The 12,686-nt window shown below is 70.2% G+C and carries 10 protein-coding genes; 8 read left to right on the plus strand and 2 right to left on the minus strand.

Annotated elements, in window-relative coordinates:
- Positions 1–202 precede the first annotated feature (202 nt).
- Positions 203–760, plus strand: coding sequence for a beta-class carbonic anhydrase (locus F3T56_RS21135; RefSeq protein ID WP_172639055.1), 558 nt, complete (start codon positions 203–205; stop codon positions 758–760).
- 126 nt (positions 761–886) lie between these two features.
- Positions 887–1,798: an acyl-CoA dehydrogenase family protein gene (locus F3T56_RS21140; protein WP_246203734.1), complete on the plus strand. Its 912-nt coding sequence runs from the start codon at positions 887–889 to the stop codon at positions 1,796–1,798.
- A 27-nt stretch (positions 1,799–1,825) separates the two neighbouring features.
- On the opposite strand, the gene F3T56_RS21145 is transcribed toward F3T56_RS21140, so the two are convergent.
- Complete coding sequence (locus F3T56_RS21145) at positions 1,826–2,518, minus strand: GntR family transcriptional regulator (RefSeq protein WP_149826767.1); 693 nt, start codon at positions 2,516–2,518, stop codon at positions 1,826–1,828.
- Positions 2,519–2,806: 288 nt separating this feature from the next.
- On the opposite strand from F3T56_RS21145, the gene F3T56_RS21150 reads away from it, so the two are divergent.
- From F3T56_RS21150 to F3T56_RS21170, 5 genes are all read left to right on the plus strand, one after another.
- The gene (locus F3T56_RS21150; protein WP_149826768.1) at positions 2,807–3,280 is read left to right on the plus strand and encodes a formate dehydrogenase subunit gamma; all 474 of its coding nucleotides are present in this window, start codon (positions 2,807–2,809) and stop codon (positions 3,278–3,280) included.
- A 2-nt stretch (positions 3,281–3,282) separates the two neighbouring features.
- Complete coding sequence (locus F3T56_RS21155) at positions 3,283–4,914, plus strand: formate dehydrogenase beta subunit (RefSeq protein ID WP_149826769.1); 1,632 nt, start codon at positions 3,283–3,285, stop codon at positions 4,912–4,914.
- Positions 4,911–7,772 carry a formate dehydrogenase subunit alpha gene (fdhF, locus tag F3T56_RS21160; protein WP_246203735.1) on the plus strand — a complete coding sequence of 954 codons (2,862 nt, stop codon included), beginning with the start codon at positions 4,911–4,913 and terminating at the stop codon, positions 7,770–7,772. The genes F3T56_RS21155 and fdhF overlap by 4 nt, the downstream gene beginning before the upstream one ends.
- A 1-nt stretch (position 7,773) precedes the next feature.
- Positions 7,774–7,986: a formate dehydrogenase subunit delta gene (locus F3T56_RS21165; protein WP_246203736.1), complete on the plus strand. Its 213-nt coding sequence runs from the start codon at positions 7,774–7,776 to the stop codon at positions 7,984–7,986.
- Between the two features lie 152 nt (positions 7,987–8,138).
- Entirely contained in the window at positions 8,139–9,080 is a 942-nt protein-coding gene (locus F3T56_RS21170) for a LysR family transcriptional regulator (protein ID WP_149826770.1), read from the plus strand.
- A gap of 9 nt (positions 9,081–9,089) precedes the next feature.
- Here the strand turns inward: F3T56_RS21170 and F3T56_RS21175 are convergent, their stop codons facing one another.
- Positions 9,090–10,664 carry a FadD7 family fatty acid--CoA ligase gene (locus tag F3T56_RS21175; RefSeq protein WP_149826771.1) on the minus strand — a complete coding sequence of 525 codons (1,575 nt, stop codon included), beginning with the start codon at positions 10,662–10,664 and terminating at the stop codon, positions 9,090–9,092.
- A 261-nt stretch (positions 10,665–10,925) separates the two neighbouring features.
- On the opposite strand from F3T56_RS21175, the gene oxc reads away from it, so the two are divergent.
- Positions 10,926–12,674, plus strand: coding sequence for an oxalyl-CoA decarboxylase (oxc, locus tag F3T56_RS21180; protein WP_149826772.1), 1,749 nt, complete (start codon positions 10,926–10,928; stop codon positions 12,672–12,674).
- Positions 12,675–12,686 lie beyond the last annotated feature (12 nt).

Consider the following 12,686-nt stretch of genomic DNA (forward strand, 5'->3'; position numbering starts at 1 on the left):
ACCCACATCACCCCCTCCCCCCTCCTCGGCCAACACACCGAGGAAATCCTCATCAGCGAACTCGGACTGGAGGAGAGCGAGTTGACGCTTCTCAAAGCCGAGGGCGTGATCTGACCAGCCGCTTCCATCGCGTCCCGGGCACGGCGCCGACCGTGCCCGGGACGGTTCCCGTGCACACCCGACCGGAGTGAGGTAGCACAGCATGTCGACACACGCCCCCCGTTTCGCCCAGTCCGCCCGCGGCGCGGCGGCACCCGGCGCAGAGACCGTCATCGACCGGCTCGTGGAGTCCAACCGCGCCTACGCCGCCGGATTCACCGACCCTGGGATGGGCGCTCGCCCCGTCCTGGGCGTCGCCGTCGTGGCCTGCATGGACGCCCGTATCGACCTGCACGCCGCGCTCGGCCTGCAACTCGGCGACTGCCATACCGTCCGCAACGCCGGCGGTGTGGTCACCGACGACACCATCCGGTCCCTGACGATCAGTCAGCGTGCGCTCGGCACCAGCAGTGTCGTCCTCATCCACCACACCGGCTGCGGTCTGCAGACCCTGACCGAGGACTTCCGGCACGAGCTGGAGCTGGAGGTCGGCCAGCGCCCCGCATGGGCGGTCGAGGCCTTCCGGGACGTCGACCAGGACGTACGGCAGTCGATGCAGCGGGTGCGCACCTCCCCGTTCCTGCCGCACACCGACGACGTCCGGGGGTTCGTCTTCGATGTGACGACGGGTCTGCTGCGGGAGATCGACCCGCGGGTCTGAGTTGCCTCGGGTCTGAGTTGCCTCGCGCCGCACTCTGGCGCCCCGTGAAAGCATGCAGCATACTGTATGCAATCATCTCTTGCCGCCTGACGGCGGACCGGACACCGCTTCCGAAGGGGGCACTCCGTGTCGTACCGCACCGTGTCGTACCGCACCGCTCTCGCAGAAGTCCTGACCCGCGTCGTCGCGCCGTGCGCCGAACTGACCGGCACGGAGGGCAGGTTCCCGCGTGGCGCTGTGACGGCCTTCGGGGCCACCGGGCTGCTGGGACTGACCGTCTCCACCGAGTTCGGCGGCGCCGGACTGGGCCTGCCGGAAGCCGCCGAGGTGGTGGCCCGGACCGCCCGTATCTGCCCGGCCACGGCGGCGGTGCTCCGGTCCCACTACACGGCGGTCGCCGTCATCGAGTCGTACGGCAGTCCGTGGCTGCGCGGTGAGATCGCCGCCGGACGCCACCTCAGCAGCCTCGCCCTCGCCGAGGACACGACCGGCGAGCAGGAGGCGGAGGCCCATCTGCTGATGCCGCGGTGCACCGCCTTCCGCTCCGGTGGCGTGGTCGCCCTGCGCGCTCGTAAACGCCAGGTGGTCGCGGCGGGAGAGGCCGACAGTTACGTCTGGTCCTCCCGGTCGCTCGGTGTGCCGGACGGTCTGAGTCTGTGGGGGGTCCCGGCACACGCCCCGGATCTCTTCGTCCCGGCGCGGCCCGATGACTCGGGGCCGCCGGGCAGTGCGACGTCCACGGTGTTCGCCGACCCCGTTCTGGTGCCCGCCGACGCGATGCTCGGGAAGGACGGCGGCGGGCTCGACATCGTGCTGCGCACGGTACTGCCCTGGCTGCGCGAACTGTGGGCCGCGGGCGCGGGGGAACTCCACCTCGCCGCCGATGCCGGCCTCGGGCTTGCCGATGGCTCCCTCGCCACCGACACCGGCCGCCTGCCCGTCGACGGTTCCCTCGCCGTCGACGGCGCCCGCGAGTCGGCCGGCCACCTCTCGGCAGGCGTCCCCCGACGCCCCGCCGATTCCCTCGCGCCGTCCTGAACTGCCGCCCGGCAGCGGCCCGTTCGGTCAGTCCCTGCCCGCCGCCCCGGCGGTGATCTGCTTGCGGTAGAAGCCGGTCGTGCGCTCGGTGTGCTTGCGCATGACCTCAGCCGCTCGGTCCGCGTCGCCCTTGGCGATGGCCTTGATGAGCTGGGTGTGCTCGTTCCAGGCCTCCTTGCCTCGGGGCTTGGCGATCGGTGTGTAGTACCAGCGCACCTTCTGGCTCACCTGCGCGAGCAGTTCGGCCAGTACGGCGTTGTCGGCCACGGAGGTGACGAAGGCATGCAGGGCCGTGTTGGCCTCGACCAGACGCTCGACGTCACCCGCGGCGAGCGCGTCGACGCCCTCCTGCTCCAGCTCCCAGAGGCGTTCCACGTCCTCTGGTCCCGCGTTCCTGGCGGCGAGCTGGGCCGAATAGGTCTCCAGCACCGAGCGGACGCCGAGAAGCTGGGCGGCCTCCTCCTCGGTGGGGGAGTGGACGAAGGCGCCCTGGGCGGGCCGCAGATCGACCCAGCCGGCGGTCTGCAGGCGCTGCAGGGCTTCGCGGACCGGCTGGCGGCTGACCCCGAGGTGCTCGGCGAGCTCGGCCTCGACCAGGTGCTGGCCGGGCTTGAGGGAGCCGTTGACGATGAGTTCGGTCAGGGTGTCGTACACGGCCTGGCGCAGGGGTGCCGGGCGGGCGACGCGCCGGGACGCTGCGGCCATGAGTGCCTCGCGCATGGTTGTCCCGTTCCGCCGCCGGGCCGACGGCTTTGCCGAGAGGAAGCCGCCGAGAGGGTTGTAGACGGCGGCTTTAGCATACAGGTTTTGGTATGCAACATGGACCTGGCGGTCCGTCGGGTCCGCCGGGTCCGTCGGGCTTGGGGGCGCGGCCGTGTCGGGGCTCGGGCGGTCGTATTCGCCGCACGCCTTTACGGCTGTCGTCTGTATACAGAAGCCTGTATGGGGTATTGTTTCAGTCTCCTGCAACCCTCGCCGGGGACCCGTGTGACGGAAGGCGAAGCGATCATGACGACCAGCGGGAGTGACGTGACGGTCGAGAGCGTGGTCCGGAGGGTGGTGGCCGATCACCGGGATCAGCGCGGCGCGCTGCTGCCCGTACTGCACGCGGTCCAGGCCGAGTTGGGCCATGTGCCGCAGGAGGCGATACCGGTGCTCGCCGACGAGCTCAACCTCTCCCGGGCGGACGTCCACGGAGTGGTGACCTTCTACCACGACTTCCGCCGCGAGCCCGCGGGCCGCACCACGGTCCGCATCTGCCGTGCCGAGGCCTGTCAGGCGCTGGGCGCCGACCGCCTGGTGAGCTACGCGCGCGAGGCCGGACTGACGCTGGGCGAGACGACCGCAGACGGTTCCGTCACCGTCGAGCAGGTCTTCTGCCTGGGCAACTGCGCACTGGGGCCGTCGGTGGAGGCGAACGGACGGCTGTACGGACGAGTGGGCCCGGCCCGACTGGGCTCGATCCTCAACGGGACGGTCTGATCATGAACAACTCTTCCCCGTTCGGTACCGCGTCGCACTCCGCGGTGACGGTCTACGTCCCCCGCGACTCGGCGGCCAGATCCGTCGGCGCGGACGAGGTCGCCGACGCCCTCCAACGCGCCGCCACACGCGGCGACTTCGCCATCGACGTCGTACGCAACGGATCGCGCGGCATGCTGTGGCTGGAGCCGATGGTCGAGGTCGTGACCCCGCAGGGCCGCGTCGGCTACGGACCGGTGACCCCCGAGGACGTGGACGGACTCCTGGCCGCCGGCATCCTGGACGGCGCGGACCATCCGCTGCGACTGGGCCTCGTCGACGAACTGCCCTGGCTGGCCCGCCAGAACCGGGTCACCTTCGCCCGAGTCGGCGTGACCGATCCCCTGTCGCCCGAGGACTACGTCGAGCACGGCGGACTGAAAGGTCTGCGGGCCGCCTTGGAGATGGCCCCCGCCGACGTGGTCGCCGAGGTCACCGAGTCCGGACTGCGCGGCCGTGGCGGCGCCGGATTCCCGGCCGGCATCAAGTGGAAGACCGTGCTCGACTGCGCCGACGAGCTGAAGTTCGTCTGCTGCAACGCCGACGAGGGCGACAGCGGGACCTTCGCCGACCGCATGGTGATGGAGGGCGACCCGTTCCTGCTCATCGAGGGCATGACCATCGCCGCGCACGCGGTCGGCGCGAGTGAGGGCTACCTCTACATCCGCTCCGAATACCCCGACGCCGTCGCCACGATGCGCGAAGCGATCGAGCTCGCCCGTGAGCAGGGCTGGCTCGGCGAGAACATCCTCGGCTCCGGACTCCACTTCGACCTGCACGTACGCGTCGGTGCCGGCGCGTACATCTGCGGCGAGGAGACCTCCATGCTGGAGAGCCTGGAGGGTAAGCGGGGCATGGTCCGCGCGAAGCCGCCGATCCCCGCGATCGAGGGCCTGTTCGGCAAGCCGACCGTGGTGAACAACGTACTGACCCTCACCACCGTCCCGGTCGTCCTCGCCGACGGAGCCAAGGCGTACCAGGACCTCGGCGTCGGCCGCTCCCGCGGCACCCAGGTCTTCCAGCTCGGCGGCAACATCGCGCGCGGCGGCATCGTGGAGACGGCGTTCGGCATCACGCTGCGCGAGCTGATCGAGGAGTACGGCGGCGGGACACTGACCGGGCGCCCGGTGCGCACCGTGCAGGTCGGCGGGCCGCTGGGGGCGTACCTTCCCCAGGCGCAGTTCGACCTGCCGATGGACTACGAGGCGTTCGCCGAGGCCGGCGCGATGCTCGGGCACGGCGGGATCGTCGTGTTCGACGACACCGTCGACATGGCCGCGCAGGCCCGCTTCGCGATGGAGTTCTGCGCCGAGGAGTCGTGCGGCAAGTGCACCCCGTGCCGGGTCGGCGCGGTGCGCGGCGTCGAGGTGATCGACAGAATCGTCGCCAGCACGCACCGGGACGAGAACCTGGCCCTGCTCGAGGACCTATGCGACCTGATGACCGAAGGCTCGCTGTGTGCGATGGGCGGGCTGACCCCGATGCCCGTACGCAGCGCCCTCACCCACTTCCCCGACGACTTTCTCGGCGGCCGTCGGCTCCTGGAGATCCAACCCGTGACTGCGACCGGCATGAGGACGGAGGGCACGGCATGAGCCTGCTCAAGGAACCCGACTTCGGAACCCCGGAACGGCCCGGCCCGGCGACGGTGTCGGTGGAGATCGACGGCCTGCCGGTGACCGTCCCGGAGGGCACCTCCGTGATGCGCGCCGCCGCCGAGGCCGGCGTCGACATACCCAAACTCTGCGCCACCGACAGCCTGGAGGCGTTCGGCTCCTGCCGGCTGTGCGTGGTGGAGATCGACGGCCGGCGCGGCACCCCGGCGTCCTGCACCACACCATGCGCCGACGGGATGAAGGTGAGCACCCAGACCCCGAAGGTGGAGAAGCTCCGCCAGGGCGTCATGGAGCTCTACATCTCCGACCACCCGCTGGACTGCCTCACCTGCCCGGCCAACGGCGACTGCGAACTGCAGGACATGGCAGGCGTGGTGGGGCTCAGGCAGGTCCGCTACGGCTACGAGGGCGAGAACCACCTCGACGCCGAGAAGGACACCTCCAACCCCTACTTCGACTTCGACCCGTCCAAGTGCATCGCCTGCTCCCGCTGCGTCCGCGCCTGCGGCGAGATCCAGGGCACCTTCGCCCTCACCATCGAGGGCCGAGGCTTCGACTCCAAGGTCTCGCCCGGCGCCGGCGAGACCTTCATGGACTCCGAGTGCGTCTCCTGCGGTGCCTGTGTGCAGGCCTGCCCGACGTCCACGCTCCAGGAGCGCTCGGTCGTCGAACTCGGCATGCCCACCAGGTCGGTGGTGACCACCTGCGCGTACTGCGGCGTCGGCTGCTCCTTCAAGGCCGAGCTGCGCGGAGACGAACTCGTGCGCATGGTGCCCCACAAGGACGGCGGCGCGAACGAGGGCCACTCCTGTGTGAAGGGCCGCTTCGCCTTCGGCTACGCCACCCACCCCGACCGGGTCCTCAAGCCCATGGTCCGAGACCGGATCACCGACCCGTGGCGCGAGGTCGAGTGGGAAGAGGCCATCGGCACGGTCGCCCGGCGCATGCGGGAGATCCAGGGCCGGTACGGGTCGGGCGCGGTAGGCGCCATCACCTCTTCGCGCTGCACCAACGAAGAGGTCTACGTCGTACAGAAGATGGTCCGCGCGGCCTTCGGCAACAACAACGTCGACACCTGCGCCCGGGTCTGCCACTCGCCGACGGGATACGGGCTCAAGCAGACCTTCGGCGAGTCCGCGGGCACCCAGGACTTCCGCTCGGTCGCCGAGGCCGACGTCATCATGGTGATCGGTGCCAACCCCACCGACGGACACCCGGTGTTCGCCTCCCGGATGAAGCGCCGGCTGCGCGAGGGCGCCAAGCTCATCGTGGTCGACCCACGCCGCATCGACCTCGTGCGCTCCCCGCACATCGAGGCCCGGCACCACCTCCAGCTCCGGCCGAGCACCAACGTCGCCGTCGTCAACGCCATGGCCCATGTCGTCGTCACCGAGGGCCTGGTCGACCGCTCCTTCGTGGACGCCCGGTGCGAAGGCTTCGACGAGTGGGCGGAGTTCATCGCCCGCCCGGAGAACAGCCCGGAGGCCGTGGAACCCATCACCGGCGTCCCGGCCGCCGAACTCCGCGCCGCGGCAAGGCTGTACGCCGAAGCACCCAACGGCGCCATCTACTACGGCCTCGGCGTCACCGAACACAGCCAGGGCTCCACCATGGTCATGGGAATGGCCAACCTCGCGATGGCATGCGGCAACATCGGCCGCGACGGCGTCGGCGTGAACCCACTGCGCGGCCAGAACAACGTTCAGGGCTCCTGCGACATGGGCTCGTTCCCTCACGAACTCCCCGGCTACCGGCACGTCTCCGACGACGCAGTGCGCACCGTGTTCGAGAACCTCTGGGGCGGCACCCTCCTCGCCGAGCCCGGACTGCGCATTCCGAACATGTTCGACGCGGCGATCGACGGAACCTTCCGCGGGCTCTTCGTCCACGGCGAGGACATCGCCCAGTCCGACCCGAACCTCAAACACGTCACCGCCGCGCTCGAAGCCATGGAACTGGTCGTCGTCCAGGACCTGTTCCTCAACGAGACGGCCAAGTTCGCGCACGTCTTCCTGCCCGGCGCGTCCTTCCTGGAGAAAGACGGCACCTTCACCAACGCCGAACGACGCATCAACCGGGTGCGCGCGGTCATGAAACCGAAGACGGGCAAGCACGAGTGGCAGATCGTCAGCGAGATCGCCACCGCCATGGGGTATCCGATGGCGTACGACCATCCGAGCCAGATCATGGACGAGATCGCCTCGGTCACACCGACGTTCACCGGGGTCTCCTTCGAGCTGCTGGACAAGCTCGGCAGCGTCCAGTGGCCGTGCAACGAGCAGGCGCCGGAGGGGACGCCCATCATGCACGTGGACGAGTTCGTGCGCGGCAAAGGCAGGTTCGTGGTCACCTCCTACGTGCCGACGAACGAGCGCAGCACCCGCCGCTTCCCGCTGGTCCTCACCACGGGGCGGATCCTCAGCCAGTACAACGTCGGCGCGCAGACCCGCCGTACGGGCAATGTCGCCTGGCACCCCGAGGACATCCTGGAACTGCACCCGCACGACGCCGAGGTCCGCGGCGTCAAGGACGGCGACATGGTCACCCTGGCCAGCCGGGTGGGGGAGACGACGCTGCGCGCGGAGATCTCCGACCGGATGCCGACCGGGGTCGTGTACACGACCTTCCACCACCCGGTGACCGGCGCCAACGTGGTGACCACGGAGAACTCCGACTGGGCGACCAACTGCCCGGAGTACAAGGTGACCGCCGTCCAGGTCGGCCTCGCCCGCCCGGACCGGCACAGCGACACCGAGCCCACCGAAGTCACCGAAGTCACCGAAGTCACCGAAGTCACCGAAGTCACCGAGAACGAGCTCGTGACGGTGGTGGACTGAGATGACAGCCACCGTGCCGTCGGAGCGCAGGATGGCGAACGACATCGCCAGGAACCTCGCACACCTGCCGGGGGACCGGGCCGCCGAGGAGATCGCCGGGCACATCGGCCGGTTCTGGGACCCACGGATGCGCAACCGGCTCTACGAGTACGTCGACGCCGGAGCCGACGGCCTCGACCCCCTGGTGGTGGCGGCCGTGAAGCTCCTGCGCTGACCGTCCGCGCCCGCGCCCGCGACCGCCGAGGGACGTGCGGCGGTCGCGGGCGTCGGGTTACGTGTCGAGCAGCATGACTACGGCCCCTGTACATATCTCAAATACTGCATACAGTATGGAGTGTGGCCACCTCGGGCAGAGAGGAGTCGTTCATGCTGTTCCGGCAGCTCGAATACTTCGTGGCGGTGGCGAGGGAACGGCACTTCGCCCGGGCGGCGCAGTCCTGCTACGTCTCCCAGCCCGCGCTCTCGGCGGCGATCGCCAAACTGGAGCGGGAGCTGAACGTCACGCTCATCAACCGGGGACACAACTACCAGGGCCTCACTCCCGAGGGTGAACGGCTCGTGGTGTGGGCCAAGCGCATCCTCGCCGAACAGGACGCGTTCAAGGCCGAGGTGGCCGCCGTGCAGTCCGGCATCACCGGCACGCTGCGGCTCGGTACCGACCCCACGGCCTCCACGACCCTGGCGCTTCCCGTGGCCGCGTTCTGCGCGGCGCACCCGCTGGCCAAGGTGCAGGTACGGTCCCGGCTGTCGACGAAGGAACTCCACCGCCAGCTGCGCGACTACGAACTCGATGTCGCGATCGCCCACTTCGACTCGGGCGACCAGGAAGGCCTGCAGGTCGTCCCCCTCTACCAGGAGCGCTACATGCTGCTGGTGTCGGACGACCATCTGGTGGCCCAGTCCGCCACCGTGACCTGGGCGGACGCCGCCCAGCTCCCCCTCGCGCTGCTGACTCCCGACATGCGGATCCGCCAGATCGTCGACACCGTCTTCGCGGAGAAGGGGTTCGTGGTGACCCCGCAGGTGGAGACGGATTCCATTGCCTCCCTCTACGCGCACGTGGGCGGAGGCGAATGGGCGAGCATCGTGCCGCACACCTGGCTGCGGGCGATGCCGGTGATCGGCCGGACGAGAGCGCTGCCCCTGGTCGACCCGGAGGCCGGCGCCCAGGTCTCGGTGGTGATCCACGCGGCGACCCCCGGCTCGGTGGCCGCCCGTGCCTTCGTCAACGCGGCGACGGGTCTGTCCCTGGACGACTTCTTCGCCCGGCCGCTCCCGGACGGGCACCGGGTCCGAACCGCCTCCTGAAAGCCCCGGTCAGGGCGCGTACAGGGCCTGCACGGCCCTCCGGTCCAGACCGCCCTTCGCGGTGTACGGCAGCGTGGCGACCAGCTCGATCCGGTCGGGCACCTCGAACGCGGCCAGCCGGTCCCGGCAGTACCGCAGGATCTGCGCGGGCCCGACGCTCTCGCCCTCGCGCACGACCACGGCGGCCCCGACCCGCTGCCCGTACACCGTGTCGGGGACGGCGAACACGGCCGCCTCGGCCACCCCCGGGCATCCGGCGAGGATGTCCTCGACATACTCGGGCGAGATCTTCTCGCCGCCACGGTTGATGAGGTTCTTGATCCGCCCGGTCAGGGACAGCTGGCCGTCCCCGTCCAGCGCGCCCAGGTCGCCGGTGCGCAGCCACCCGTCGACGAACGTGTACGCCGTTCCCTCACGGTCGGCGAGATAGCCGCGGGCGACGGTGGGCCCCTGCACCCACACCTCGCCCTCGACACCCACGGGACAGACCCGCCCGTTCCTGTCCACGACCCGGACCTCGACCCCCGTCGGCCGGCCGACCGACCCGTGCTTCAGCGCCCCCCGGCCGGGCAGCGGCTCACTGGTCGCCTGGTGCGAGGACTCGGTCATCCCGTACGCGGACAGCAGCGGCACGCCCAACGTGCGCTCAAGCGCCCGTTGTGTGGCCGTGTTGAGGGGAGCGCTGCAACTGCGTACGAACTTCAGCGGTGGCGCCTGTGGGCCCGGATCCTCCCGCTCGGAACGGTCCAGCAGGATCTCGTGGATGGCCGGGACCGCGGTGAACCAGGTGGCCGACACGGCACGCATGTCGTCCCAGAACGTGCCCGCCGAGAACCGTCCCCGCTCGGGCAGCAGCACACGGCCTCCGCTGGCCAGGGTGGCCAGCAGCGCCGCGAACAGCCCATGGCCGTGGAAGAACGGCATCACCGCGACCGTCGCGTCATCGGGGCCCAACTCGTAGGCGCCACAGGTGTTCTGGACCGATGCCGCCACGTTGGAGTGGGTCAGCGGGACCATCTTCGCCCGGCCGGTGGTTCCGGCGGTGAACAGGACGAGGGCGTCCTGATCCGACAACTCCTCCGCCGCACCCCGTACATGAGGAGCGGCACCGGGATCGAGTGCGATCGTCGCCGTGCCCGCCCGGGAGACGTCCACGCGCAGCGGCCACGCCGGGACGGGCAGCGCGACACCCGTCGCTTCGGGCCCCACCAGCACGGCCCGTGCTCCCAACGCCGCAAGGCGCTCGGAGAGTTGGGACGCGGGCAGTGCCGGATCCAGCGGAGCGACCACCAGCCCGGCGCGCGCCGCACCGAGCAACGCGACGACGAACTCCGCGGTGTTGGCACAGATCAGGCCGACCGCGTCACCGCGGCGCAACCCGGTGCCGCGGAGCCGGGCGGCCACGTCGTCGGCCAGTGCGCCGAGACCCCGGTAGGACAGGTGCACCCGCTCGCCCGTGACGACGAGGGCCTGGGCGTACGGGCGGGTCCGCACGTGTGCGTCGAGGAGATCGGCGAGGCCCGTGACCGTCGGAGGCCGGTACCCGTCCGCGTCCCGCACGGATGCCGCGGCCGCAACGGCCATGACCCCACCCCCTCGCCTCGCGCCGGATCCGATGAAGCAGTCCTCTGCGAGCCTGCGGTGGCACACGGCGCACGTCCAATACCCGCTGGCGAACGGTCGATAGCAGCCGTCTATCAAGCAAGCTGCGAAGCCCCTGAGCAGCCGTCGATAGATGCTGTTTATCGGCTGGTCGCCGATGGGTCTTGGACGTGGGCGGGCGCGCTGCGGATCGTGAGAGAAGTAGCCGCTCCGGCAGGACCTGCCCAAGGAGGACCTCGGACCATGACCGCCCCCTCGCCACTGGAGACCGCGGCAGCAGCCGACGTTCCGACCGAGCTCACCGACGGGTACCACCTGGTCGTCGACGCGCTCAAGATGAACGACGTCGACACCATCTACGGGGTGGTCGGCATCCCGATCACCGACCTGGCCCGACTCGCCCAGGCCCAGGGCATCCGCTACGTCGGTTTCCGTCACGAGAGCAACGCCGGACACGCGGCGGCCATCGCCGGCTACCTCAACAAGAAACCGGGCGTGGCGCTGACGGTGTCGGCACCGGGCTTCCTCAACGGTCTGGTCGCGCTGGCGAACGCGACCACCAACTGCTTCCCGATGGTCCAGATCTCCGGCTCCAGCGAGCGCCACCTCGTCGACCTCAAGCAGGGCGACTACGAGGAGATGGACCAGCTCGCCGCCGCGCAGCCGTTCGTCAAGGCCGCGTACCGGGTCAGCCGGGTCGAGGACATCGGCCGCGGCATCGCCCGCGCGCTGCGCACCGCGATCTCCGGGCGCCCCGGCGGGGTGTACCTCGACATCCCCGCGGCGGTGCTCGGCTCCATCATGCCCAAGGAGGAGGGTGACAGGACGCTGAGCCGTCTCGTCGACCCTGCCCCGCGCCAGCTGCCCGCGCCGGAGGCCGTGGACCGGGCGATCGAGCTCCTGGCCTCCGCCGAGCGCCCGCTGGTGGTGCTCGGCAAGGGCGCCGCGTACGCCCAGGCCGACGCCAAGGTACGGGAGTTCATCGAGTCCACCGGCATCCCGTACGTACCGATGTCGATGGCCAAGGGCCTGCTGCCCGACGACCACCCGCAGTCGGCCGCCACAGCCCGCTCCCTGGCCCTGAAGAAGGCCGACGTCGTGATGCTGATCGGCGCCCGCCTCAACTGGCTGCTGGGCCACGGTCAGACGGGCTGGAACCCCGACGCCAAGTTCGTCCAGATCGACATCGACCCCAAGGAGATGGACAGCAACCAGCCCATCGCCGCTCCGCTCGTCGGGGACATCGAGTCGGTGCTCGACGCGCTTGCCGACCGCACCAAGCCCGGCCAGATCCAGGCCCCCTCGGCCTGGCGGGACGAACTCGGGGCGCGCTCGGCGCAGAACGTCGCCAAGATGGCCAAGCGTCTGGAGGCCGACCCGCACCCCATGCAGTTCATGGGCGCCCTGAAGGCCGTACGCGACGTCGTGCACCAGCACCCGGAGACGTACATCGTCAACGAGGGCGCCAACGCCCTGGACATCGCACGCAACGTCATCGACATGCACGTCCCGCGCCACCGCCTCGACAGCGGCACCTGGGGCGTCATGGGCATCGGCATGGGCTACGCCATCGCCGCCGCCGTCGAGAGCGGCGCCCCGGTCGTGGCCATCGAGGGTGACAGCGCCTTCGGGTTCAGCGGCATCGAGATCGAGACGATCTGCCGCTACAACCTGCCCGTCGTCACCGTGATCATGAACAACGGCGGCGTCTACCGCGGCGACGACGTCAACCCGTACGACGAGGCCCCCTCGCCCACGACCCTCATGGCGGCCGCCCGCCACGACCTGCTGATCGAGGCGTTCGGCGGCAAGGGCTACCGCGCCACCACGCCCGCCGAGGTCACCGCCGCCCTCACCGAGGCCCTCGCCTCCGGCGGCCCGGCGCTCATCGACTGCGTGATCGACCCCTCGGCCGGCACCGAGAGCGGCCACATCTCGCACCTGAACCCCAAGGGCATCACCGTCGGCAACATCACGCCGGCCAAGAAGTGACCACGCAACTTC

Source organism: Streptomyces tailanensis (assembly GCF_008386495.1).
Taxonomy (GTDB): Bacteria; Actinomycetota; Actinomycetes; order Streptomycetales; family Streptomycetaceae; genus Streptomyces; species Streptomyces tailanensis.